Raw genomic sequence first — 25,159 nt, forward strand, 5'->3', positions numbered from 1 at the left:
TTTCTTGATTTCATGTGCTTTCCTTATCTTTGTACGAATGGGCAAAGCGCTAGTTTTTCAAAAACAATACCCCCGTGCGCAGCATAAATCTTAAAAAATGAATAACTGTAATTAAGGCTGCTATATAGAAAAGACCTGCTCCAACAATAATTAGCAATTGGGAATTCTCAGTTACGTTCATACCGAAAGAAAATGCGATTAACGAAGTGACAACAACAACTGTGCAAAAGTGCTCCATTTTCTTATATTCTCGCATGCTGTCTGTTTTCTCCGAAAGTGGTTTAAGTAAATAAACAATAAATAGCAGTAGTAAATATGGCAAGACAGGTGTTATCCAACTGAGGCGATTTGCAAAAATAACATCATGTGTATACCATTTTTCAGGTCTCAATTGCTCCAAAAGCATAAGAAGTAAAACAATAGAAACAATTGTTTTTAGTTTACTTTTTTCAGGGAATTTTAATACAGCATATAAAATCATCAAAATTGGTACTATATATATATATGGTAGAAAAAATGTAAACACTGAGAAAATCAATCCTCTAAGTAGCCATTTCAATGCGATTTGCCATTGTTCATTCATGCTCCATCATCTCCTGTCGTACTTTTTTGACGACATCGCGAGAAAAGGGAGGGAAAAGGATATTTACCATTTTATTAATAGTACCGTCTGTCGTTTCAATTATAAAATATAAATTTTGATAGCTTCTCAGCTCTCTCTCTTCGTTTACCCAATAAGATAACTCAAGTAATTCCCGTTTCATCGGATATGGTAATAAATCGATTTCTTGTTCCTCCCCCATACCAACACTTTTAATTACTTCACCATCATTTTCTAACTTATAATTACTTATAATTGGGGGTGGGATAATGTCTAACACTGTTGTAAGTTCTGTTTTAAACAAATCCTTATTATTTTGATTTGAGTCAATTTCAAATCCACTACTCTCTGTTTCTTTACCTCTCTCAAATTGTTTAAATTGGATATCGAAAGGTATTTTTTGACCGTCTGAAAAAATAGCATATGCTTCAATCGGTGTGCGTTCCTTCATTAAACTATTTAATTCATTGCCTTGTAAGTCAAGTGTAGCATCAGTCGTTATATGATGTGCTGTGCTTCCTAAGCTAAGACCGCCTATTCCATTTACGTGGAGTTTAATATCATTAATAGTAATTATCTGTATCGTTTTTTCAAATTCTCCTTTATTAATAATTGCATGAACATAAATGGATTTAATATTTTGTTCTTCCGTCACATTCACCGATAATGGATAAACATAAGGTTGCGGTAACTGCTGCTCTTCATAGTAGGCATTGTTCCAAATCCATGACAGCATAATGACCATAATAAGTGCCAATTTTTTACGCCATCTTTTATAACGTTTGGCAATAAGTATCACAAAAATAAGCAGTAGTGCTGTAATAAGTCCTGCTATCCAATAAGCGCTATACGCTCCTAGTAAATTATGTTGCAGCGTCGTCGCTTGATTATTTTGCTGTTCAGGCGAGGTTGTTGAGACAAGCCAAATGAAATAAACGACTGCGGCTGTCAACGAAACGCTTAAAAAAGTCGGTAGCCACTTTTGTCGACGTTGCTCCCTTGCCGCCCGCTGAATACCTGTCATAGCACGTTTATGTAAGTCTTTTGGCTGCACAATTTGGCGCATTTCATCTTTCAAAGATTTCATCTATCATGCCCTCCTCCTCTAGCTTTGCCTTTAATTTTTTCAATGCACGATATAAAATCGTTTTCGTCGTTCCGAGCTTTAACTGTAAAATATCTGCAATTTGCTCAAATGTAAAATCCTCATAATACTTCAGTAATACAACATGCTTTTCTTCTATTGATAAATGCTCCATTACACTTTGCAATGTAAACTGTGTATCAAGTGCGACTGGCTCCTCTATTAAATCTGTATCGTGCAATTCCTCATAATGTGGTCGCTTTTTCAGTAAATCATGCGCACAATTGATTAAAATGCGAATAAGCCATGTTTTAAAATAATTCTCCTCCCGCAATTGTTGGATGGCTTTATAAGAACGATAAGCACATTCCTGCACAATATCGAGTGCATCATCCTTATTTTTGGCATACACATAGGCCATCGCATACAGTTCTTGCTCATACTGCTGAAAAAGCTTAATATATGCCTCATCATCCCCCCTTTGTGCTTGTCTTAATAGCCGTTCATTCACATTTTTCACCTCTCTCTATAAATTAGACTGTAATTTTACGAATTTAGCTTGCACTATTTTAAAAAATTGCTGATATTTCTCAAAATCCTACAATAAAAAATAAGGCTGCCCAAAAAGGTATTCCTTTTCAGACAGCCCGAGCTTCTATATGAAATATTCGTAAAAAAACTTTTGTAGCTACCGCCTTGTTATCGCTACAAAAATAATTTGACTACTGCATAAACATTGCTAAAAGAAGCTATATAACTGCAATAATTACACATGCCCATGCGCCAATAAATAATAGCCCGCCCAGCGGTGTAATCGCGCCTAGCTTTTTCACACCTGTCACAGCTAAAACATAAAGACTACCAGAAAATAGCAAGATACCCCCTACCATTAAGTAGCTTGCCCATTGTAAAACACTTGTCGTACCGAGAATGACATCAAAGCCTAAAATTCCAACTGCTACAAGCCCTAATGCATGATACATATGATACTGTACAGCTGTTTCCCAAATCGCAGCATAGCGCGGCTCTGGAAATTTATCTTTTAACGCATGTGCACCAAATGCACCTAGCACAATTGCTAACAAAGCAAAACTAGCACCTATTACTAAAGCAAACGTCATAATAGTAACCTTCTTTCTACATTAAATTCACCTCATTTATTATACGCCTATTTTGCTAGCATTTTCTACTTTCTTTGCTAAAAAAGCTTGCTTGTAATTTTTTTCACAAACTATATTGTATAGCTAATTTAAAAGTGTTATAATTTTCGAAAAATTAAAACAAAGAAGGTTGTTTACACGATGCAGTACTCAGACAGAATTTTAAATACCCCCTCTTCATTTATTCGAAATATTTTAAAAGTTACCGAAGCGAATGATGTTATCTCTTTTGCAGGCGGCTTACCGAACCCCATTTCATTCCCATTAGAGGATATTCATATATCCATCGACCGTGCAATGAAACAACATGGTGCCAAACTATTCCAATATGCCTCAACCCAAGGCTATTTGCCTTTGCGTCAATATATTGCCGATAAATATAATCGTCAATATGGTCTGCAAATTCATCCAGATGATATTTTATTAACAACAGGCTCGCAACAAGCATTGGAGCTGTTAGCAAAAGTACTTGTAAATAAAGGGGATGGCATTATTATTGAAGAGCCCGGCTATTTAGGCGCAATTCAAGCATTTACAATGGCTGAGCCTGCATTTTATCCTGTTACATTAGAGGAGGACGGCTTAAATTTAGAGCAGCTTGAGCAAGCATTACAGCAACCTAATGTAAAGCTAATTTATACAGTACCAAATTTCCAAAATCCAACAGGTCTTACTTACTCGCTTGAAAAACGTCAGCAAGTGTATGAGCTTGTTTCACGCCATGATGTTATTTTTGTAGAGGATGATCCTTACGGTGAGCTCCGTTTCGAAGGTGACCATTTACCTTATATCGCCGCAGGAAAAATGGAAAATAGCGTGCTGCTTGGCTCTTTCTCAAAAACTGTCACACCGGGCATGCGTCTTGGCTTTATCATTACGAAAAATAGAGAGCTATTACAGCACATTGAAACAGCAAAGCAAGCAACAGACCTGCATACAAATATTTTCTCGCAATATATCATTGCAGATTATTTATTAAATAATGATTTACCGCAGCATATTCAAAAGATTAAAGATTTATATAAAACACAGTCGGATGCTATGCTACAAGCAATGGCAACATATTTCCCTACCCATGTCTCATATACAAAGCCTCAAGGCGGCATGTTTATTTGGGCAACGATGAATGATGGGCGTTCTGCGATGGATGTTTTCAATAAAGCGATGGAACAAAAAGTCGCATTTGTACCGGGGAATCCGTTTTATATAAATCCGGGCGATGTTCATACAATGCGCCTCAACTACACAAACTCCACACCTGAAATTATTGAGGAAGGTATTAAACGCTTAGGCAGCATTTTGTAAAGTCGCGTCTCAAAAGCCGTGCAGTTGCCCACTTTGGGGACGCTGGTGGGGGCTGTTTGGATTCATTCAGTGGGCGCTCTCCCCACTGAATGTTAGTTGAACCATTCGGGCTTTTACCGGCAGTTGGTCTCCCACTTAGCCTTATACCGATTTCATTTAAGTCTTGAAGTAGGAGGCTTATTGCCCGTTAATGCGGGATAAAATGGTAGTTCCTATGAAAAAAATATAAGCTTTCTTTGAGAATGAGGGAAAACATCGACTTTAGCGGTGTTAACCTTAAATAAGAGTGAGCTTGAATCGATTTATTGCGAATGAAAGTGAGGGCATTGCCCCTCGCTTTTTTATTCTACGTTTTGCAAAATTTCTGTTAAAATACGGTTGACATATGGAAACTTTTTCTCTATCATTGCATTAATTTACCTTTTAAGGAGGAGATACCATGATACGACTTTTGACTACAGCAGACCACGACATTTGCATGGCACTCGTCCAACAGCAGCCCGCTGAAAATCTTTTCATTATTGGAGATATTGAGGCATTTGGCTACGACCAGCCATTTCAAAAAATTTGGGGACAGTTTGAAGGAGAGGAGCTAATCGCTGTTCTGCTAAAATACGAGAGCAACTATATCCCTTATGCACAAGGAGCCTTTGATGTACAAGGCTTTGCAGCTATTATAAACAGCGACGACGAGATGACTGAGCTATCTGGTCTCAAGCATCTTACAGACCTGCTTGAGCCCTATATTCATAAAGAATTGTTCAAAAAACAAGAGCTTTATTATGCGAAATGTACGGAGTTGCAAAAAATTTATGAGGAGCAAGAGTTACAACATGTTGAACTCCTTACACGCGACGAAATTGAGGAAAATATTGCATTATTATCGACCATTCCTGAGTTCGAAGGCAGCCCCATTACAGTTGAGGGAAAGCTACGCGTATTAGAAAGCAAAACAGGACGCACTTATTTTATGCGAGAAGACGGTGTAATGGTTTCAACAGCTTCGACGACAGCTGAAAACAGCCTATCCGCCATGGTTGTTGCTGTTGCTACACTTGAAAACTATAAGAAAAAAGGCTACGCCACAAAATGTATGCAAAAGCTTTGTAGCGAGCTACTAGACGAAGGCAAATCACTGTGCCTTTTTTATGACAACCCTGCCGCTGGTGCTATTTATAAACGTCTAGGCTTTGAGGATATCGGCTTTTGGAATATGTTACGTTATAAAAACTAATGGGGCGAGGGCATCCAAAAAGTAGTGCATTGCCTGCTTTTGGACGCCTTTGTCGATAATAAAGAAGAGTTTCTCTGAAAAAATATGATAAACACTAGGGTGTGTAGCTTTTCCTTTTAATTAAAAATAAATACAGCCTATTGAATGCTCGCAGGCTACTCATTATTTTCAACTTATATTCCAATGCTTAGCCACTGCACAATTGCCAGTACTAACCCGCAAACAATCGGCATAATACGCAGTGCTGTGTAGCCTGCTGATGTACTGTTCCATTTCTCCAATGGGTCTTTCGCAGGTGAACCTAAATATGTAATAAAACGGTCTAAGCGACTTTTTTTATAGGTCGCTAGCTTCTCAGGGATTTGCACCTCAAATTGGTCAAGGTGCTGCTGTAGCTTTTGCTCCTTTTTCCATTCCTTATTCAGCATGAAAATCCTCCTCCAACTCCTCTTTTAAACGCTTTAATGCTTGATGTAATCTCGACTTAACCGTCCCAACAGGTATCGCTAAAATTTTAGCAATATCATCCTGCTGCAAATCATGATAGTACGCAAGTAAAATAACACCGCGCTGCTTTTCTGGTAGCTTGGCAATCGCTTGCTGCACCGCAAGCTTATCCTCCGTTGAAAAAGAAGTCACCTGCATAGGTACTAAAAATGGAAAAAAGCTACGCCACTTTTTCCTACGATTAAGCTTATTAATTAATAAACGATAGCCAATTTGAAATATGTATGATTTTACAGTGCCCTTTTGCACATCAAAATCTTGCCGCTTTTTTTGTAGCTGCTCAAATGTATCCTGTACAATATCAATACTTAACTGTTCCTCACCTGTATAGCGAAATAAAAAGCTGTACAAAGGCTTATACAATTGATTATACAGCTTATTAAACGCCTCAGCATCCCCCTTTTGATAAGCAAACATTAAATCTTCATTTGTCATCATCTAGCTCATCCTCCAAGTGGGCTTTGATGGATTTTAAAGTGCTTGATATACGTACAAATGAATAAATCACAATAATAATCACCCATACTTGTGATTGATTTGTAAAAAATTGAACATAAGGGCTCGTTACATCTTCCCCTCCTGAAATCAGCATATTTAAAGCCTGCACACAAACAATTGTATAAATGCCTAAAACAAATATTAATGTATCAAAAACATTCCAGCGCAAATAAATCGTCGTTTTACGATAATTAATTTTGCGATTTTCTCGTACAATATGCTTTCTGTCAAAGGGTATAATAATTGCTAAAATGATAATTATCCATAGCCCTCCAACAATTAGCGAAACAATCCAGCCAGCTCCCATCATTCTTTCCTCCTATCTGTGATAAAGGGAATCTTCAATCAGTGGGGGTCCTCATCCCCTCACTGATTAGTAGTTTCACCAATCGGGTTATTACAGGCTGTTTGATCCCCCACTTCAACGGCCTGATTTTATCTGGTGTTTTTGAAGGAGGATCTTACAGCCTGTTCATACGGGATAAACTTTGCGTGCAATCAGCATAAGTATTAAGCTCCAACCTGCCAAAATAATACAATACTGATACAAGGGAAGCCATGTATTTGTCGTTAAGCCTAAATAATATTGTAAGCTATCATTCAAATAAAGCATTGGATTCCACACTAAAAAAATAAAATATTGCTGCGGATCCTTGCCCGCAAGCGTTAAGAACATCGTTGTCATCGTTATCGAAAACATCAATAAAATCATCGTTGGCACAAGCATACTTTGTGCCACTTTGCCATTTTTAAAAAGCCCTGCCAAAATAAAGCTTAATGGATATAATGCAAGCAAAACGAAATTGCACATTAATAATATAAGTAAAAAATTACTCCAAGTAATATCAATTAATAGTTTATAGCAACCTAATAACAATATTAATGCAATATTTACTAATGCAAATACACCGATACCCATCCCAATATAATAAGTAGAAGGTACAACTTTTGTACGCTTTAGCCAATCAAATGTGCGATTTGCCTTCATATCTGCTAAATAAATCGTAGCACTCGAAAAAGCAAAAGAGAATAGCAGCAGCAAAATTGAGACTGGCAAAAACTGTCCCTTCACCATGTATTGAAATGTTTCCTCATTAACAACAAACTTTATAATAAAGGACATGATAAAAAAAATAAATGCTGGTAACACATTGCCAAAGCCTACTCCATAATTACGCATGCTTTCTAACATAAATGTGTGTGTAATTTGTTTTATCATCCTACTCGCCCTCCTAATACTTTTCCTGTTACTTCAAAATAAATGCCTTCAATACCCTTAAGCATAGAGTTCGGGTATTTTTCCTCCAAAACATTTAATGTACCGTAATCTGCTAGCTGACCATTTTGTAAAATATAAATCGCATCGAATAGCGATTCAAAGCCTGCTACTTCATGGCTAATTACGATGATAATGCACTGCGACTGTTTAATCTCCTTTTGTAAAAAGGCAGCAAACTGTTTTTTCTTCATTAAATCCAAATCTGCAAACGGCTCATCAAGCAAAATAATTGGTTTATTTAATAAAAACGCTAAATAAATTGACAATGCCTTGCGTTGACCACCAGAGGCATTTTTTACTAAAACATGGCTATATGTAGTAAGTTCTAGCAAGTTATGTAGCTCTGTTAAATCCTTTGAACTCCCTGTCAACGCTTGAAAAAGACGAATTACCTCAGCAATTTTCAAATGGCTATAGCTATCAAATGCTTGGTACTGTATCGCTACATCTTCTGCTACTAAGCGGTTACGTTGATAATGCATTGTCCCGCTATCATAAACAATATCTCCCGCAATGCATTTTGCTAGCGTCGATTTCCCTGCGCCATTTTCCCCTAGCAACAAATAGCAGCCTCCTGCTGAAAATGTGGCAGAAAATCGATTTAAAACTCCCTGCCCATTATATGTTTTCACAATGTCTTGTAAAGAAAGATTCATTCGAACACGCCCTCTTTATTTATTTACTTACTATACAAACGGGAGTTCAAGAAAGTTCATTTTATTTTTGTAGTCTGGAATAAAAAAACAAAGAAGGCGCATTGAAATGTACTTAACATTTCAATGCGCCTTCTTTCTAGAGATGTTTCTTTCACTGCAAATATTTACTAGACAGATAGCCTTTATATTTTTCCCTACCATTTCACTTATAAGTAGTATAAAGTGAACCTTCAATCAGTGGGGGTTTTCTTCATCCCCCACTGATTGGTAGTTTCACCAATCGGGTTTTTACAGGCTGTTGGATCCCCCACTTAAACATCTTGATTTTATCTGTTGTTTTGAAGTGGGGGTCTTACAGCCTGTTAATACGGGATAAAAAGAATGAAAGGGAATTTCAACCATCATCAATAAGCTCTAGCGAACCAAACCGTATGCTGAGCTGGTTGCTCACAGCAAATGCATGTCTTCTTTTCGATAGGCGAATTGAATGGGATATTACGTGTTGTGAATTTTGTTTGTTCCTTTACCTTTTGCTCACATTCCACACTGCCACACCAGCCTGCTAAAATCCAGCCTGGCACTTTGTTTGCTTCGATATGCTGCTCAAGCTGTGTCATTGTGTCGATTGCCGTATGAGAGTGGGCATCTCTAAACGCGCGCGCCTTTGTCAAAAGACGTGTCTGCATGACTTCAAGCTCTTCCTCAATGACTGTGATTAATTGTGCCAAACTCACTGTTTGTTTCTCCTCTTCATCACGCGCTTTAACTATCGCTTGCCCATTTTGATAATCACGAGGTCCTAGCTCAACACGCAAAGCAGCGCCTTTTTGCTCCCATTTGTTAAATTTAAAGCCTGCTGTTTGGTCTGTATCATCTAGCTTCGCACGGATGCCTTTACCCTTTAAAGCTAGTTGAATTTCCTCAAGCTTCTCTAAAATTTCTGGATGCTTTTTAAATGGACCGACTGGCATTAGCACGACCTGTGTTGGGGCAATTTTCGGTGGTAAAACCAATCCTTTTTCATCGCCATGCACCATAATGACTGAGCCAATTAGTCGTGTCGAAGTACCCCAAGAAGTCGTATGCACATACTGATGCTCATTATTTTTGTTAAGGTATTTAATATCAAAGGCCTCTGCAAACTTTGTCCCTAAATAGTGAGATGTACCTGCCTGTACCGCCTTGCCATCCTTCATCATCGCTTCAATTGAAAATGTATCAACAGCACCAGCAAATCGCTCTGACTCTGTTTTTGTGCCCTCATATACAGGAATCGCTAAAATATTTTCTACGACCTCCTTATAAATTGCGAGCATTTGCATCGTTTCCTGACGCGCCTCTTTCTCATTTTCATGTGCAGTATGTCCCTCCTGCCACAAAAACTCCGATGTACGGATAAACGGCAATGTTTTCTTCTCCCATCGGAAAACATTCGCCCATTGATTTAACAGCAGTGGTAAATCACGATAGCTTTTCACCCATTTTGCATAAAGATGCCCAATCATCGTTTCAGATGTTGGTCGCAAAGCTAATCGTTCCTCCAAAGGCTCTCCTGCCGCCTCCGTCACCCATGGCAACTCAGGTGAAAAGCCTTCAATATGGTCCTTTTCCTTTTCGAAAAATGATTCAGGAATTAACATCGGGAAATAAGCATTGCGATGCCCTGTTTCTTTAAAACGCTGGTCCATAGCAGCTTGAATATGCTCCCAAATTTCATAGCCATCTGGTCGAAACGTAATACAGCCGCGAACAGGTGTATAATCCATTAACTCCGCATCTTGAATTGTTTTCAAATACCATTTCGTAAATTCATTTTCTTGTTGCATAAACAATACACTCCTTTAATTCAAAAATAAAAAAGCATAAAGCCATCCTGAATTAGGACGTCTTTATGCATAATAAACGTGGTACCACCTATTTTTAGCTTTAATCAATTAAAGCCCTCTAACGTTGGATAACGGCAACGAGTCGGCACTTCTCCGTGCTAGGTTTCAATAAAGAAGCGGTGATATAGCTCTCAGCTCTTGCTATACTCTCTGTTTCACAATTCTTTATTTACTTGGGCACATCAACGAATTAAATATTTGCATTCAATCATAGCAAATGAATCACATCATTTCAATCGCTACTCACGGGAAATTTTTCAAATAACGCAGCGGCAACTCCATCCGTGCTGTTTTATTCGGGTCAACAATTTGACTAATGCGCAGCTGTCCTGCAAGTGATAATAAATGGATTGCCTCCGCATCTGTTAATGCGGTCGATTGCTTAAGAACGCGCACCATATTTTTCGTCGCCATCACCGCAGCTTCATCCAATGTTTTCGCTGAGGCAATAGTGCTAATCGCATCATCCTTAATTAAGTAGGGGGTTGGCACAGTGTGATTTTTCAGAACGCGCACTGTCACTGTTACTTGCGCAGGCACTTCTCCGCCACAAACCGATACTTCACCATCGCCCATCGCCGCATGGCAATCCCCTAGTGCAAGCAAAGCCCCTTCAACATTAACCGGCAAATAGAGCTTTGCGCCCTCTGTAATGGCTGTTGTATCCATATTGCCCCCATGCGCATCAGGTACACCGCAGCTTATGGCACCATTTGCCGGCGCTGTGCCAATGACACCTATCATTTTGTTAACTGGGATTTTTATATCCTCCGTAAACAGTATCTCGTCATCGATAATCGGCGCACGTTTAATCGTCATTGTATCTAACTCATCACCGAGTACGCCTAATTCAGGACCAGTCATTAAGGTTACAGTATCACCAATATCAATTGTATGAATTTCCACTTCTAATACATCGCCTTGCTTAGCTCCTTCTACAAAAATAGGTCCTGTCGCCGGATTAATTTTGTTCCAATCAAGTGCCTCAACTACTTGATCTTCGCTTGTAATTTGGTCTGTGAAGCAATCATACGCCTCAAACACAACCGTGTCTCCACTTTGCACTATACACACAGGTTGATTGTCTGCACTCATGGCATAAATTGCATGTTCTTTAGAAATAAAATGCTTCATTTTCAATCCCCTCCTAGCTTTATAATAGCAAATTTTTGTATTATTCTGTAGATAATTAAGCAACAAGCATAGCTGTATAATTGAAGAAGTGCATTGAAGGAGGTTGTAACAATGAAAGTAGAAAGAATGTTTGCCATCGTTGTGTTTTTATTGCATAAACGAATCGTAACTGCTGATGAATTAGCTGAAAGACTAGAAGTAAGCAAACGAACAATTTATCGAGATATCGACTCATTATGTGCAGCAGGTATTCCGATTGTGTCACATCTAGGTAAAAACGGCGGCTTTACATTGGCTGACCGTTATCAGCTTAATAAATTAACATTTAGTGATACGGAAAAGAAATTAGTAATGGATGGCATTACACTTGGAAATGAGCTTTTTGAAGAACAGCAGCTTGCAAATTTACAGCAAAAGCTTGCTCTTTTTCAAGAAGAGTATGATATTAGCTTTACATTGTCGAACGCAACATTGCACCGAAATATTATTGAACAACAGACAAAGAATAAAATACAACAGCTTTTAGCCTTTATTGAAAATGAACAAGCAATTGAAATTTCATACGTAGCGCAAAATGGTCATTTTACTACACGCACGGTCTTGCCTATCAAGCTACATTTACAAAACGGGAGCTGGTATGCAGAGGCCTTTTGTCAGCTGCGAGAGGCTTATCGATTTTTTAAGCTGACAAGAATCCGTACAATGGAAACTATTGAAGCAACTATCAAACAGCCTCTTCTTGTGTCCACAACTGAGCGACCTGTTGAACTTGAGCAAATCATTTTACAATTCGGGCTAAGTGAACATGGCAAGCTCTACGATTTTTTCACAGAGGAGGAGCTTGCTATTCATTCAGAGCATATTATTGCAAAATTTCATTATGATATAACAAATGATATTCTTCCCTTTATTCGCATGTTTGGCAGTAAAGTGAAAATCCTTGCACCCGCTTGGCTTCAGCAAAAGCATTTAGAAGAAATTAAAAAGATTTTGGAAAGCTGACAGACAGTTGTCATATTTTGTTCGCTATGCTAAGTGTAGAAACAAGGAGGTTATTAATATGAAAACACTTTTCACAGAGAAACACATTGTTGGTACAGGCATTCGTACAAATAATGCAACCCCAAAAGCGATTGGGCAGCTTTGGGAGAATGTAATGGCTAGCGGCTTGCAAGGAGATATTTTTGCCATCTATCATAATTATGAAAGTGACTTTACTGGCGATTATGATTTATATATTGGCACAGAAGTGAATGGGGCAAGTGAAGAAGGTGTCATTATACCTACTGGGGAATATGTAGTAATCGTTGTCGATACATCACAAGAAAATGGTGTTTTTCTTGCATGGACTGAAATTTGGCAAAGTGACATCGCAAGGGCCTATAAAACAGATTTTGAATACTATGCACAAGACGGCACAGTGAAAATTTATCTGTCTGTGAAGGAGTAAAAAATATATCAGTGCTTTTCTGAAGTTTATCGGCGAATTGGCAGCCTCTTCAAATATACAAGAGGCTGCCTCTTTTCATGTACCTGCTTTTTCGCCATTATATTAATGCTAATGCCCATCAAAACGACAGCCATAAATAGCAAAATACTAATAGGCTGTAGCAGCTAGCCCAATGTACTGCCGCTCTTCAAGATTTCTAAATCTTAGCTTAAAAAATAATTGTATTATATAACAAATAATACCATATATCGAATTTGTAAATCAGAACAAAGCATTTACTCGAAATCAGTAGGTCGAAAGTATTGATTCGCTCATAAACTAAACGAATTCGCTCATAAGTCTGCCAAATTCGCTCGTAAATTACTCAAATTCGCTCATTAACCTGAAAGTAGAATTGAATGAAAGAACTATTTTAACAGTGTATCAGAATCACCTGCTGTTTTTCTAGCTCGTCCATCAGCTAATATTTCATTACAACAAAAGCCGTCTAAAACTTTAGACAGCCTTCACGAATATTTATTTTTATTATCCCTTCGCTTCATACGCGCTACTAAAAAGCCGCCTTTAAAGGATTTTGGCTCATAGGAAATAATGAAGGCATTGGGTTCAAATTGCTCCACAATCTGAAAAAGCTCTGGCTCGCGATTGCGCTTCGTTAAAATTTCGTATTTATAGCGTTCGCTATCGCGTCCTTCACCGACATAAATCGTTACTGCAAAACCTGCATTTCTTAAAAAAGCAACGAGCTCATCGTTTTTCTTTTGTGTATTAATCGTTGCATAAACATAGCCAATCGCTAGCTTTCGCTCAATCTTTGCGCCTAAAAAAATACCTAGGCCAAAGCCTACAGCGTAGACAACCATCGCTAAAATACTTTGGTCGCCACTAAAAACTAGTGAAAGTCCGAATACGTAAATTAACATTTCAATCATACCGAAAATAGCCGCTAGGAAGGTTACGTTTTTCACTAAAAATATTGTACGCAATGTTAAAAAAGGTACGTAAATCAATTGCAAAATAATAATTAAGACAATATTGCTCATAGACACAGTCCTTTCACTAGAAAACTTTCTGCTATTGTATGGCTGAAAACAAGGAAAGTCAATTTCTTTTTCCCGTTGCATTTATTCATCATTCAAAAGGTGACATTTCGTGATATGATGTTAAGCGTACTTATTAGTAGAAAGGAAGTGCAATATGCACACTGTAAAACAGCAATGGCTTGGCAATATTCGTGCGGATATTTTATCAGGAATCGTTGTTGCACTTGCACTAATTCCTGAGGCCATCGCCTTTTCGATTATGGCAGGTGTTGACCCAATGGTCGGCTTGTATGCCTCGTTTACGATTGCTACAGTTATCGCATTTGTCGGCGGACGTCCTGCGATGATTTCTGCTGCGACTGGTGCAATGGCGATTGTTGTTGTCGATTTAGTCGCAGACTATGGTTTGCAATATTTACTAGCGGCAACTATTTTAACAGGCATTATTCAAATTTTCTTGGGCATTTTTGGGATTGCCAAGCTGATGCGTTTTATTCCCAACGCTGTGATGATAGGCTTTGTTAATTCTTTAGCCATTTTAGTATTTATGGCACAGCTGCCTCATTTTATTGGGGGCAATAGCATGACATACTTATTTTTATTTATTACGATTGGGCTTGTTTATTTTATTCCGAAGGTTTTCAAAATGGTTCCTGCACCTCTCATCGCTGTTGTGTTATTAACAGCGGCAGCCTTTGTGTTTCAGCTTGATTTGAAAACGGTCGGCGATTTAGGTGCTGTACCAACAAGCTTACCTGTATTTTTATTACCTGATATTCCGTTGTCACTCGAAACCTTGCAAATTATTTTACCTTATTCATTGGCACTTGCTGTTGTAGGCTTGTTAGAATCGCTATTAACTGCACAAATTTTAGATGATATGACAGATTCGAAATCGAATAAAAATATGGAGGCACGTGGTCAAGGTATTGCCAATATCGTCAACGGCTTTTTCGGTGGCATGGCAGGCTGTGCGATGATTGGACAATCGATGATTAATGTCAAATCAGGTGGGCGCGGACGTTTATCGACACTTGTTTCTGGTATCTTTCTCATGTTTTTAATTGTTGTGCTTGGTGACATTGTTGTAGATATTCCGATGCCTGTGCTGGCAGGTATTATGGTGATGGTCGCGATAACGGCCTTTGATTGGGGCTCCTTGAAATATTCGATAACTGCTCCAAAAGGAGAGGTTTTCGTCATGCTCATTACGATTGTCATTGTACTTTATACGGGTAATTTAGCTATCGGTGTTGTAACGGGCATTATTATTAGTGCTCTACTGTTCGTTGCAAAAATTTCAAAGGTCAATATTACAGAAAATAATGGCATATATATGATTGAGGGTCCGCTCTTCTTCGCTTCAACAAAAGCCTTTGTCGAGCAGCTAGAGCAAGCTCGTGAGCCACATATTACAATCGATTTAACGAGCAGCCATCTGTGGGACGAATCGAGCGTCGGCGCACTTGTAAAGGTTATTAGCAAGCTAGAGGAAAAGGGACAAACTGTTACAGTAATCGGCATGAACCCAGCGAGTCAGGCACTTTATCAAAAATTAACGAGTTTTTCATAGGGGGGGATTTTTTATGTATCAGCACATCGTTTTAGCAGCAGACGGCTCGGATAATGCGTTACGGGCAGCGAAGGAAGCTGTAAAAATTGCGCGACTCTCAGCAAACACAGTTGTTAATATCGTCTATGTCGCAAGCTTTGACAATGCAAGGGCTGAGCATTTACACAGCGCATCGTCCGAAAGCCTTTTATTGGAACGCCGCCGTAAAGTAGCAACAGTTGAACAGCTATTGAAGGAACATCATATTTCTTATAAAGTAACCATTTTAAAAGGAGAGCCCGCACCTGAAATTATTCAATATGCGAACGACAATCAAGTTGACCTTGTTATCATCGGTAGCCGTGGTTTAAATGGCTTACAGGAGATGGTACTAGGCAGCGTTAGCCATAAAGTAATGAAACGTGTCAACTGCCCTGCATTAATTGTAAAATAGTGCTTACACAAAGAATTTTATGAAAATGCTTTTCATAAAATTCTTTGTATATGTGTGTCCTTAAATCCTGTCGTATATTTCAAGCCATAGCCTAAAGCGCGATCCATGAAAATATGCGCTAGCCAAATCAGTGCGATTGGGAGCAAAAATGAGAAGCTTGTTAGTAGCGCTATCGTCAATAAAGTAGAGGGCAATATAAAGCTATGTCCAACATTGTATAGGATTGCACCGATTCTCTCATTCATGACATAGCCTAAAGCGCATATATCGGGCACAAGCAAACAGAGGAAAAACCATAGCACAGAAAAATCGAGATAAATATAAATTGCGAGTAGCAGTAAAAAATTGATTCCATACTCCCATTTTATTAAGCTACGTAAAGTCATCGTTCCTTTCGCCCTCCTCTATTTCTCGATACATTTGTTCGATTGTCTCATTCACTTTTTGTTTATTTGATTCATATTTTCCTTCTTGTACTAAACCTTCTGCCATTTTTAATGCTTGCAAGGCAATTGTAAAAAATGCAAGCTGTCTTTCCACAGCATTTATTTTATTTACAAATAAATTAGAGGACGCTTGATTGCACTCCTCACTCATCGGCTGCCCATCTAAAATGAGCAATAGCTTGATTTCCTGTAAGGAAAAGCCTATTTTTTTCATCACCTGAATGAATTTAATATTTCTTTCGCATGATGCATCATAAAAGCGATAGCCATTTTCTAAGCGCTTCGGGCTTAATAAACCTTCCTTTTCATAATAGCGAATCGTATCTTGTGATAGATAATATTTTGCTGCAAATTGTTTTATTAACACCGTTGCTCCCCCTCTCTATACCCACACTATCATTGGAGCATACTCCAAGGTCAAGTATTTTTTTGAAACTTGTCACAGCATTGTACGTATATGTTAAGCAAGACGAATTATTGAAAGGATGTTCATCATGCAGACATTTTTACTGTCCTACCAATGGGCATTATTTATAAGTGCAGAAGTAATCTCCATTGTCTCACTAGTGTTATTCGGTATTACAAGATATTTCTTTAATAAGCGCAAAGCAAGCAATTTCTTTATCCTATTATTTATTGCGGTAACGGCTTTTGAAGCTGCAATTGCGTGGATAGTTTATAACTATACTGGTGAAATTTCTAACTTTACAATTCTCATTACTATATTTGTACTTTATGCTGTCACTTTCGGCTTAAATGATTTCAAAAAATTAGATAGATGGATGCGTGTAAAAATAGGAAATTATCGCGGTATTGATTTATTAACAGCAAAGGACCATCAAATCATTGCAAAAGAGAAGAACCCTCATTATAAGAAGCGTAAAGATATTATTATGACAACGGTACATGTAATTATTTTTGTTATCGCACAGCTTATTTTTTGGGCAATTGGCATGGAATCGTTTTCGCAATTTGGTTATTATATTTCCACGATAGGTGAATGGTTTACAACAGACCAGTTCAAAAATTCCCCTTATCCAAGCGAATTTTTATACCATGCTTCTATGATTTGGGCAATTATTGTAGTCATTGATATATTGTATTCTGCAAGCCATTTATCTATATTTAATGGAAAACGTTCCTCACGATGATGGCATGAACCGTAATCTATTTTTGAAACTTCTCATATGATTTATACGTATATGTAAAAAACGGAAGGGTGTGGCATTATGAATAAATATTCAATTTCACAATTTATTAAGGAAACAGAGCAGCTAGATCGTGGAGAAGGCTTTTTTGAGCTAGAAACTCCGCGCATGCTAGAAGTCAATTTAGAAAATCTTGTTTGGGCAAAAGCAGGCTCAATGGTTGCCTACAATGGGAAAATAAAATTTGAGCGTGAGGGTATTTTAGAGCATGGGCTTGGAACTTTATTTAAAAAAGCTTTTACAGGCGAGGGCGCTTCTCTTATGAAGGCAACAGGTAAAGGCAAGCTTTATTTAGCCGATAGCGGGAAGAAAATTATTATTTTGCATTTGCAAAATGAAGCTATTTACGTAAATGGTAATGATCTCCTTGCCTTTGAACCAACAATTAAGCATGAGATTAAATTAATGAAAAGAGTTGCTGGTATGATGGCTGGTGGTTTATTTAATATTCGCTGTGAAGGCACAGGGCTTATTGCGATTACGACACATTACGAGCCTCTAACTTTGCGCGTAACGCCCGGTAAACCCATTATTACCGACCCAAATGCAACAGTAGCATGGTCAGGCAATTTACAACCTGAATTCCAAACAGATATTTCCTTTAAAACATTTATCGGTCGAGGCAGCGGGGAATCCTTCCAAATGCGTTTCGAAGGGGACGGCTTCGTCATCGTCCAGCCGTATGAGGAAGTGTATATGCAAGCACAGGGTTAAAAATGAAGAGCGTCCCAAAAGTAGGCAATGCACTGCTTATGGGATGCTTCGGTGATATTTCATCAAAGAAATCATTAAATAAAATGGAGTAGTGTTTCTTTGAAAATGGGAGAAACACTGGATTTAGCCTTCTTCTTTTGAATTTAAAATAAGGGTAAAGCTGGTTTTCACTGCGCTGAGGAGAAGTTTGACTTCTAGGATAGCCCTCTTTTTAAATATTCCATCCATATTGGTTGGTCTGCTGGATTAAACTTCGATGGCAATTGATTTAATGGGAAAAATCGCACTTCAAACGCTTCTTTCTTATCATGTCGTAACATTCCTGTATAGCTCTTGCACTCATAAGCTGCTACAACTAAGTAAACTTCATCTCCATGCGGATACTGATAATAGAAGTCTTCACCGGAATATATTTTAAACAAAGTAAGTTGTTTCGCATTCAAACCTGTTTCTTCTAACATCTCTCTATAAGCGACTTGCTCTAAAGATTCTCCAAGTTCCATAGAACCTCCAATCAATCCCCAGCAATCATTATCTTTACGATGTTGTAAAAGAATTTCATTCTGTTCATTCATAATAATAATACAAGCACCGACCATAATCAGTGGGCGACTGCCTACTATTTTTCGTAATTCTTTAATATATCCCAATCTACTTCATCTCCTATTGTAACAACAATATTAAACGGTGCTCCCTTTAAAACGGGTAACTACTGAATTGTTCAAGAATTTGTTCTACGTTTGTTAAATATTTCAAAAATCCTCTTATAAAAGCGAAAGTATTATATAAAGCATACTCAAAAAAGAAAGAACTGTCTAAAAAGTTATTTTGAGTTTTTCCCTTTGCATTGAGCATAAAGATAATTTCTCATGATCGATGGTTTTCAAAGGCAGTTTTTTACAAACAAAAGCGCCCAAAAGCCGGTAAATGCATAGCCTTTTGGACGCCCTTTTCATTTATTGCAAAATTAATTTTTGCTTTGCTAAATGGTAACGCACTGTTGTTGTTTGCTTTAAAAAGCTTGCGTCATGCGACACAATAAGCACAGTGCCTTGATAGCCTAAAATAAATTGCTCCAACGCTTCCAGTAATGTAATATCTAAAAAATTAGTTGGCTCATCGAGCAATAATACATTGTAATCCCCAACAAATAACAAAGCAAGCTGTAGGCGCATCGCTTCACCACCACTTAAATCGCGAACACTTTTGCGCAAATCAGTTTGTGTAAAATGCATGGCAGCTAATACCTTTCTTAAAAAGCCTTCATCGTAGACAGCATGCGACTTCGCAAATTGCAGCAATGTTTGAGCTGCTTCAAGTTGATAGCTCATTTGCCTAAAATAACCGATTTTCACTTTTGGCGATATATCAATACCTTCTGCCCCTTCTGCAATGGCCTTCAGCAATGTACTTTTACCGCTACCATTAGCGCCTGTAATAGCGATTTTTTGACCTTGGCGAATTTGAAAAGAGACGCGTTGTAATAGCAGCTTATCACCAGCTGTTAGCGTAAAATCATTTGCCAAAATTGGCACTTTATTATGCAATTCCGTAATTGCCTGATGGGCAAAATGAAATATGCGCTCAGCTTCAGGTTTTTCAACTGCCTGTAATTGCTGCACGCGCTCCTCCATCGCCTTTGCTGCTCTGTGCAAAGCCTTCTGTCCAGAGGCTTTCGACTTTGTTTCAAACATGCGATTTGGCTTTGCCTTCGCCTCTTTGCGTGACATACTTTTTGCCTGCGCCATTTGCTCCGCGCGCTTCATTTTATCTGCGGCGGCTGCCTCTAATCGACCTTTCTCTTTGATATAAGTCTCATGAGCTTGTTGCTGCATTTGACGCTCTAGTTCCTTTTGCTCCTTATAGGCGCTGTAATTGCCTGTATAAACATGTACTGCGCCGTTCTTCACTTCCCAAATTGTATCGACAACAGCATCTAACAATGCTCTATCATGACTGACAATAATAAGTGTCCCATAATAGTAAGTCAATTCATCAATCAAAAACTGAATGCCATCTTGGTCTAAATGCGAAGTCGGCTCATCTAATAAATAACAAGGAGCATATGTCGACAAAAGCTCCGCTAGCTTCAATCGAGTTTGCTCACCTCCACTCAAATGGGCATGCTGTGCACCAACATTCAGCTTCCCTTGCAATGCATAATCAATATGATTTCCCACTTGCAAATCAATTTGGTCCATATAGAGTGCATCAACAAAGCTATTTATATGTCCTATTGTCGGGGAAATCCTTCCTGCCAGCAGCTTAAGCAATGTACTTTTGCCAGCACCGTTATTCCCTACGATGCCAATACGCTGTAGTTGATGCACTGCTAAATAAGGAATCTTTAAAATTTTTTTATCTAAATAATTATGTGTTAATTGTTTTATTTCAAATTGCAATTGTTCCATTTTGCACTACCTCCGAAAAAATATTTTTTCGTACCGATAGTGACTATCGATACGAGCTGTTTACAACTCGTATCGGCTTATAAATATAATAACCACATCTGGTTTTCACCTCCTATTCTTCTAATAACCACTTCTCATACGATGCCTCTAGCTGTTGCTCTAATTTTGTGCGCTGAGTGGTAGGAAGTGTTGGCTCTTTTAATTTCATTTCTAATTTTTCAATTTGCTCTAAAATAGAGAATTGCTTTTTTCGTTGAACTTTCTCTACATGGACTTTTTCAATAACTTGGCAAGTGGTTTCACGTTTTGCCTTTGCCCATTCATAGTCTCCTTCATAGACAGTGAGCTGTTGCTGCTCAATCCAGGCTATTTTCGTAAATAGCTTTTGCAAAAAATAGCGGTCATGTGAGACAGCGATAATCGTACCTTCAAAGGCTTCTAATGTATCCTCTAGCACCTCACGTGATTCAATATCAAGGTGATTCGTTGGCTCATCTAGCAATAATAAATTAATTTGCTGATGCATGAGCTGCGCGAGACGTAAGCGCATTTTCTCGCCACCGCTTAAATCCTTTATTTTTTTGAAAACATCATAGCCGTAAAATAAAAACTGCGCTAAATTATGTCTTGCCTCTGCCTCAGATATAGCTACTATATCTCGAAAGGCATCAACTACCCGCATTTCTATATTACTGTAATCGAATTGTTGTGACAGATAGCCTATTTTAACATTGCTACCGAGCTTACAAAGTCCTTGCTGTGGAACGACCTGACCTGTTACCATTTTTAATAAAGTTGATTTGCCACAGCCATTTTGGCCAACAATCGCTAGCCTATCTTGAAAATAAACCGCTAAATGACTATTTAAAAATAATGTACGTCCATAGCTATGTGTAATATTTTCAAGGGACAGCACCTCTTTGCCACTACGCTCGGACATCGTTAATGCTAGGTTCATTTTTTTCGTGCTTGTCGGTTTTTTTACACGCTCTATACGTGCCAATGCCTTTTCCATGCTTTTCGCTCGACGATGTAAGCTATCACTCGGTGGGTTAGCCTCATTTGCCCATTGCTTTAAACGCTTAATCGTTTCCTGCATTTTTTTGATTTTTTTCTGCTGTTCCTCATATTGGGCAAATTGTTGTTCAATTTTCTCCTGCTTTTGCTTAACAAAGGCATCGTAATTGCCCTGATAAGTAAATGCTTGCCCATCCTCAATCTCGATAATTTTATGTGCAAATTGATTCATAAATTGGCGGTCATGTGAGACAGCGATAACAATGCCTTCAAAGTTTTGCACATAGTTTTCAAGCCATTCAATGGCATCCATATCTAAATGATTGGTCGGCTCATCTAATAACAGAATAGATGGGCTTTGCAATAGTAATTGACCTAGCATCACCTTCGTCTTTTCACCGCCACTCAACGCCTCAAATGGCTGTGTTAAAAGAGTAGCAATTCCTAATCCGTTCGCAATTGCTGCTAGTTGTGAATCTATTTCATAGCCACCCTGCTGGATAAATTGCTCCTGCACTTGCCCATATTGTTGTAAAAGCTTTGGCGTAACTTCCTCATTATGCATTTGCCGCTCTAGCTTCTCCATCTTTTCTTTCAGTTCGAAAATTGGCCCAAAGGCTTGCGCTAATACGCCTCTCACTGTATCGTTCGGGTAATTTGATATTTGATATAAATAGCCAATTGTTGCGTCTTTACTTTTAATAATATGACCTACATCCGCTGTATCTTCGCCTGCTAATATATGTAGCAAGGTTGTTTTACCACAGCCATTTGGTCCTACAATGGCAATATGTTCTCCCGCATTAACTTCTAACTGTAAACCTACGAAAATTTCATTGCTACCAATTGTTTTGTGGATTTTCTCTGCTTTTATTTGCATCATTATGCCTCCAAGAACGTGCGGAAAAAGCATTTTAAACAACAAAAAAGACTGCACATTAACATGCAGTCTTTTCCTCACTATAGTGAAAAAGAATGGTTAATCCGCTACGTTTCGTATTTTGATTTGCTTAAAAAAGGACACACTTGTCCCGTTAGACGCAAAATCAAAAGTAATTACACGTGCAAAGTACATTGCAGTATCCACTTTTACACCTGTAGTCATAGCGTTTTGAATCATTCTTTTTCACCCCCGTTCTAGTAGAATTGCTTATAGTGTAACATAAATGAATGAATTGTGGAAGAAAATATGATGAAAAAAAGTGAAACCATAATGCGATTTCACTTTTTTATTTCCTACATCACCGTTGCTTCTGGCTCGTAGCTAATCATTTGTTTAATTGTATTGTTTTCTCCCATAATTGCCACAGTCGGCTTATGGTCACGAGCCTCGTTGGCGTCTACATAGACGTATGAAATGATAATTACGATATCGCCTTTTTGCACGAGTCGTGCTGCTGCACCATTCACACAAATAACGCCACTTCCTCGCTCACCTGCGATAATATACGTTTCAAAGCGTGCACCATTATTGTTGTTGACGATATGCACTTTTTCGTTCGGTAACATTCCTACCGCATCTAAAATATCTTCATCAATCGTAATAGAGCCAACATAATTTAAATCTGCCTGTGTTACTTGTGCGCGATGTATTTTACTATTCATCATCATGCGAAACATTGTTTATTCCCCTTTTAGTGAAAAAATTAAATTATCAATTAATCTTGTTTTACCCATATAAACAGCTACTGCTAGTAAAAATTTTTCCGTTTGTGGTGTGACGATTGCTAAATCAGGATAGCTTAAAAGCTGTAAATAATCAATGCGACCTGCTGTATTTTTTGTAATATGCTGCTTTGCAATACCAATTGCTTCCCCAGCATTTTTCGTTTGTAAAAAATGCTGCTGCGCTAAATTTAATGCCGCAAAAATCGCTGGTGCTTGCGCTCGTTCTTGCTCCGACAAATAAACATTGCGGCTCGATTTTGCAAGTCCATCCTCCTCACGAACAATGGGAATTGTTTGAATTTCTAGCGGAAAATTAAAATCACGTACCATCGTTTCAATAATCGCAACTTGCTGTGCATCTTTTTGTCCGAAATAAGCACGCGTCGGCTCAGCTAAATGAAATAGCTTTGCAACGACCTGTATGACACCATCAAAATGTCCCGGACGACTTGCACCGCATAAAATTGTCGCTTGGCGTCCTGCCAGTAGCTGTATACCGCCATCCGCTGGGTACATTTCCTCTACGCTCGGAGCAAAAACTAAATCGACACCTGCTGATTGTGCTAACGCTGTATCACGCGGTAAATCACGCGGATAGGATTCAAAGTCTTCATTCGGTCCAAACTGGGTAGGATTAACAAATATGCTCATAATGACTACATCATTGTCTGCCTTTGCTGTGCGAGCTAGCGTTAAATGTCCATCATGTAAATAACCCATCGTCGGAACTAAGCCAATTGACTTTTGCTCTTTCTTTGCCTGATGAACATATTGCTTTAATTCCGCAATTGTTGTTACAACTTTCATTTATTTGACGCCTCCGTAAAGCTGGTTAAGCTCTTCATCCTTCATTGTAAATTGATGCTCCACTGCTGGGAATGTTCCCGCCTTCACTTCACGCACATAGCTTGTAATGCCATGCTCTACTTCATCCCCTACGTGCGAGAAGGCTTTAACAAATTTCGGGATATGATGTTTGCCATACTGCACTAGGTCATGGAAAACAAGCACTTGCCCATCTGCCTCTACGCCTGCACCAATACCGATTGTCGGGATTGTTAAAGCTTGTGAAATCGCCTCTGTTAGCTGATGTGGGATACATTCTAAAACAACTGCCGCTGCACCTGCAGCCTCACAAGCCTTCGCATCTGTAATTAATTGCTGTGCTTGCTCTGCTGTTTTTCCTTGCACTTTGTAGCCACCAAGTACACCTGCTGATTGTGGCAATAAACCTAGGTGTGCTACGACAGGAATGCCTGCATCTGTTAGCTTTTTAATGACAGGAATCACATCGCCTGCTCCTTCAAGCTTCAATGCATTCGCATTTGTTTCTTGCATCATGCGTACAGCCGTTTTCAATGTGTCATTCATATCGCCATGATAAGAACCGAATGGCATATCAACGACGATAAATGTGTTTGGTGCGCCACGTCGCACAGCTTTACTATGATGAATCATATCATCGACTGTGACACGCATCGTTGACTCATAGCCAAGCACAACCATCCCTAAAGAATCACCAACTAAAATCATATCTACTGCTGCATCCTCTGAAAATTTAGCATTCGGATAATCGTATGCTGTAATCATTACGATTTTTTCACCTTGCTGCTTCATTTTCAAAAATTCACTTGTTGTTTTCATATGAATCCTCCTTCTAGTGTGAGAAGAAAACATAAAAAACCCTTCTATCCAAAATTGGACAGAAGGGTTGCGTTGTACTGTAAAAATTATGAACGCTCCGTTTTCTTCCGTCCCTGTCTAATTAGATCAAGGCAGACTGTTATTCAATCAATTACGCCCCGACGTAATTGTGTCCAGATTTTTTCGAGTTAACTCGAAAGCTCCCCTT

The 25,159-nt window shown here is 38.5% G+C and carries 29 protein-coding genes; 8 read left to right on the plus strand and 21 right to left on the minus strand.

Annotation, left to right across the window (positions count from 1 at the left end):
• Positions 1 to 49 precede the first annotated feature (49 nt).
• The 4 genes from MHB51_RS05420 to MHB51_RS05435 all read right to left on the minus strand — a co-directional run bounded on the left by MHB51_RS05420 (position 50) and on the right by MHB51_RS05435 (position 2,806).
• Positions 50 to 583, minus strand: coding sequence for a hypothetical protein (locus MHB51_RS05420; protein ID WP_342559171.1), 534 nt, complete (start codon positions 581 to 583; stop codon positions 50 to 52).
• Positions 576 to 1,688 carry a hypothetical protein gene (locus MHB51_RS05425; protein ID WP_342559172.1) on the minus strand — a complete coding sequence of 371 codons (1,113 nt, stop codon included), beginning with the start codon at positions 1,686 to 1,688 and terminating at the stop codon, positions 576 to 578. Before MHB51_RS05425 ends, MHB51_RS05420 begins: the two co-directional genes overlap by 8 nt.
• Positions 1,669 to 2,196 carry a sigma-70 family RNA polymerase sigma factor gene (locus MHB51_RS05430; RefSeq protein WP_342559173.1) on the minus strand — a complete coding sequence of 176 codons (528 nt, stop codon included), beginning with the start codon at positions 2,194 to 2,196 and terminating at the stop codon, positions 1,669 to 1,671. The genes MHB51_RS05425 and MHB51_RS05430 overlap by 20 nt, the downstream gene beginning before the upstream one ends.
• A 238-nt stretch (positions 2,197 to 2,434) precedes the next feature.
• Entirely contained in the window at positions 2,435 to 2,806 is a 372-nt protein-coding gene (locus tag MHB51_RS05435) for a DUF423 domain-containing protein (RefSeq protein ID WP_066171508.1), read from the minus strand.
• 180 nt (positions 2,807 to 2,986) lie between these two features.
• Here MHB51_RS05435 and MHB51_RS05440 point away from each other — a divergent pair, with 180 nt between their 5' ends.
• Positions 2,987 to 4,150, plus strand: coding sequence for a PLP-dependent aminotransferase family protein (locus tag MHB51_RS05440; protein ID WP_342559174.1), 1,164 nt, complete (start codon positions 2,987 to 2,989; stop codon positions 4,148 to 4,150).
• A gap of 439 nt (positions 4,151 to 4,589) precedes the next feature.
• Positions 4,590 to 5,384: a GNAT family N-acetyltransferase gene (locus tag MHB51_RS05445; protein ID WP_066171513.1), complete on the plus strand. Its 795-nt coding sequence runs from the start codon at positions 4,590 to 4,592 to the stop codon at positions 5,382 to 5,384.
• Positions 5,385 to 5,557: 173 nt separating this feature from the next.
• Here the strand turns inward: MHB51_RS05445 and MHB51_RS05450 are convergent, their stop codons facing one another.
• The 7 genes from MHB51_RS05450 to MHB51_RS05480 form a co-directional block, all read right to left on the minus strand.
• Entirely contained in the window at positions 5,558 to 5,812 is a 255-nt protein-coding gene (locus tag MHB51_RS05450; RefSeq protein ID WP_066171517.1) for a hypothetical protein, read from the minus strand.
• Positions 5,802 to 6,329 (minus strand): RNA polymerase sigma factor, encoded by a 528-nt coding sequence (locus MHB51_RS05455; RefSeq protein ID WP_342559175.1) that lies wholly within the window; start codon positions 6,327 to 6,329, stop codon positions 5,802 to 5,804. The genes MHB51_RS05450 and MHB51_RS05455 overlap by 11 nt, the downstream gene beginning before the upstream one ends.
• The gene (locus MHB51_RS05460) at positions 6,316 to 6,699 is read right to left on the minus strand and encodes a group-specific protein (RefSeq protein ID WP_342559176.1); all 384 of its coding nucleotides are present in this window, start codon (positions 6,697 to 6,699) and stop codon (positions 6,316 to 6,318) included. The genes MHB51_RS05455 and MHB51_RS05460 overlap by 14 nt, the downstream gene beginning before the upstream one ends.
• Positions 6,700 to 6,861: 162 nt before the next feature.
• A complete protein-coding gene (locus MHB51_RS05465; protein ID WP_342559177.1) occupies positions 6,862 to 7,608 on the minus strand; it encodes an ABC transporter permease in 747 nt (248 codons plus the stop codon).
• Complete coding sequence (locus MHB51_RS05470; protein ID WP_066171528.1) at positions 7,605 to 8,324, minus strand: ABC transporter ATP-binding protein; 720 nt, start codon at positions 8,322 to 8,324, stop codon at positions 7,605 to 7,607. The genes MHB51_RS05465 and MHB51_RS05470 overlap by 4 nt, the downstream gene beginning before the upstream one ends.
• Before the next feature lie 404 nt (positions 8,325 to 8,728).
• Positions 8,729 to 10,150, minus strand: coding sequence for a proline--tRNA ligase (proS, locus tag MHB51_RS05475; RefSeq protein WP_342559178.1), 1,422 nt, complete (start codon positions 10,148 to 10,150; stop codon positions 8,729 to 8,731).
• A gap of 303 nt (positions 10,151 to 10,453) precedes the next feature.
• Complete coding sequence (locus MHB51_RS05480) at positions 10,454 to 11,344, minus strand: acetamidase/formamidase family protein (protein ID WP_342559179.1); 891 nt, start codon at positions 11,342 to 11,344, stop codon at positions 10,454 to 10,456.
• Positions 11,345 to 11,455: 111 nt separating this feature from the next.
• Here MHB51_RS05480 and MHB51_RS05485 point away from each other — a divergent pair, with 111 nt between their 5' ends.
• Both MHB51_RS05485 and MHB51_RS05490 read left to right on the plus strand, forming a co-directional pair.
• Positions 11,456 to 12,346: a YafY family protein gene (locus MHB51_RS05485; RefSeq protein WP_342559180.1), complete on the plus strand. Its 891-nt coding sequence runs from the start codon at positions 11,456 to 11,458 to the stop codon at positions 12,344 to 12,346.
• A 58-nt stretch (positions 12,347 to 12,404) separates the two neighbouring features.
• Positions 12,405 to 12,794, plus strand: coding sequence for an effector binding domain-containing protein (locus tag MHB51_RS05490; protein ID WP_342559181.1), 390 nt, complete (start codon positions 12,405 to 12,407; stop codon positions 12,792 to 12,794).
• A 506-nt stretch (positions 12,795 to 13,300) separates the two neighbouring features.
• Here MHB51_RS05490 and MHB51_RS05495 read toward each other — a convergent pair.
• Positions 13,301 to 13,837 (minus strand): DUF2179 domain-containing protein, encoded by a 537-nt coding sequence (locus MHB51_RS05495; protein ID WP_066171543.1) that lies wholly within the window; start codon positions 13,835 to 13,837, stop codon positions 13,301 to 13,303.
• A 154-nt stretch (positions 13,838 to 13,991) separates the two neighbouring features.
• Between MHB51_RS05495 and MHB51_RS05500 the strand changes: the two genes are divergently transcribed.
• Together MHB51_RS05500 and MHB51_RS05505 are read left to right on the plus strand one after the other, a co-directional pair.
• Complete coding sequence (locus MHB51_RS05500) at positions 13,992 to 15,410, plus strand: SulP family inorganic anion transporter (RefSeq protein ID WP_342559182.1); 1,419 nt, start codon at positions 13,992 to 13,994, stop codon at positions 15,408 to 15,410.
• Positions 15,411 to 15,423: 13 nt separating this feature from the next.
• Entirely contained in the window at positions 15,424 to 15,843 is a 420-nt protein-coding gene (locus MHB51_RS05505; protein ID WP_342559183.1) for a universal stress protein, read from the plus strand.
• Positions 15,844 to 15,875: 32 nt separating this feature from the next.
• Here MHB51_RS05505 and MHB51_RS05510 read toward each other — a convergent pair whose 3' ends face one another.
• Both MHB51_RS05510 and MHB51_RS05515 read right to left on the minus strand, forming a co-directional pair.
• Complete coding sequence (locus MHB51_RS05510; RefSeq protein ID WP_066171555.1) at positions 15,876 to 16,229, minus strand: DUF4260 domain-containing protein; 354 nt, start codon at positions 16,227 to 16,229, stop codon at positions 15,876 to 15,878.
• Positions 16,216 to 16,656 (minus strand): MerR family transcriptional regulator, encoded by a 441-nt coding sequence (locus MHB51_RS05515; RefSeq protein ID WP_066171558.1) that lies wholly within the window; start codon positions 16,654 to 16,656, stop codon positions 16,216 to 16,218. The genes MHB51_RS05510 and MHB51_RS05515 overlap by 14 nt, the downstream gene beginning before the upstream one ends.
• Positions 16,657 to 16,783: 127 nt before the next feature.
• On the opposite strand from MHB51_RS05515, the gene MHB51_RS05520 reads away from it, so the two are divergent.
• Both MHB51_RS05520 and MHB51_RS05525 read left to right on the plus strand, forming a co-directional pair.
• Positions 16,784 to 17,440 (plus strand): hypothetical protein, encoded by a 657-nt coding sequence (locus MHB51_RS05520; RefSeq protein ID WP_342559184.1) that lies wholly within the window; start codon positions 16,784 to 16,786, stop codon positions 17,438 to 17,440.
• Positions 17,441 to 17,518: 78 nt separating this feature from the next.
• Positions 17,519 to 18,211, plus strand: coding sequence for an AIM24 family protein (locus MHB51_RS05525; RefSeq protein WP_342559185.1), 693 nt, complete (start codon positions 17,519 to 17,521; stop codon positions 18,209 to 18,211).
• 194 nt (positions 18,212 to 18,405) lie between these two features.
• Here the strand turns inward: MHB51_RS05525 and MHB51_RS05530 are convergent, their stop codons facing one another.
• From MHB51_RS05530 to panB, 7 genes are all read right to left on the minus strand, one after another.
• Positions 18,406 to 18,861 (minus strand): NUDIX hydrolase, encoded by a 456-nt coding sequence (locus MHB51_RS05530; protein ID WP_107942419.1) that lies wholly within the window; start codon positions 18,859 to 18,861, stop codon positions 18,406 to 18,408.
• Between the two features lie 306 nt (positions 18,862 to 19,167).
• Positions 19,168 to 20,622 (minus strand): ABC-F type ribosomal protection protein, encoded by a 1,455-nt coding sequence (gene abc-f / locus MHB51_RS05535; RefSeq protein ID WP_342559186.1) that lies wholly within the window; start codon positions 20,620 to 20,622, stop codon positions 19,168 to 19,170.
• Positions 20,623 to 20,734: 112 nt separating this feature from the next.
• Positions 20,735 to 22,522, minus strand: coding sequence for an ABC-F type ribosomal protection protein (gene abc-f / locus MHB51_RS05540; RefSeq protein WP_342559187.1), 1,788 nt, complete (start codon positions 22,520 to 22,522; stop codon positions 20,735 to 20,737).
• 96 nt (positions 22,523 to 22,618) lie between these two features.
• A complete protein-coding gene (locus tag MHB51_RS05545) occupies positions 22,619 to 22,759 on the minus strand; it encodes an RAxF-45 family protein (RefSeq protein WP_201261889.1) in 141 nt (46 codons plus the stop codon).
• 116 nt (positions 22,760 to 22,875) lie between these two features.
• The gene (panD, locus tag MHB51_RS05550) at positions 22,876 to 23,259 is read right to left on the minus strand and encodes an aspartate 1-decarboxylase (protein ID WP_042478024.1); all 384 of its coding nucleotides are present in this window, start codon (positions 23,257 to 23,259) and stop codon (positions 22,876 to 22,878) included.
• A gap of 3 nt (positions 23,260 to 23,262) precedes the next feature.
• Positions 23,263 to 24,114: a pantoate--beta-alanine ligase gene (gene panC, locus MHB51_RS05555; protein WP_342559188.1), complete on the minus strand. Its 852-nt coding sequence runs from the start codon at positions 24,112 to 24,114 to the stop codon at positions 23,263 to 23,265.
• Entirely contained in the window at positions 24,115 to 24,951 is an 837-nt protein-coding gene (gene panB / locus MHB51_RS05560; protein ID WP_342559189.1) for a 3-methyl-2-oxobutanoate hydroxymethyltransferase, read from the minus strand. It abuts the gene before it with no gap.
• Between the last annotated feature and the right edge of the window lie 208 nt (positions 24,952 to 25,159).

Origin of the sequence: Metasolibacillus sp. FSL K6-0083 (assembly GCF_038630865.1) — a bacterium.
Lineage (GTDB): Bacteria > Bacillota > Bacilli > Bacillales_A > Planococcaceae > Metasolibacillus > Metasolibacillus fluoroglycofenilyticus.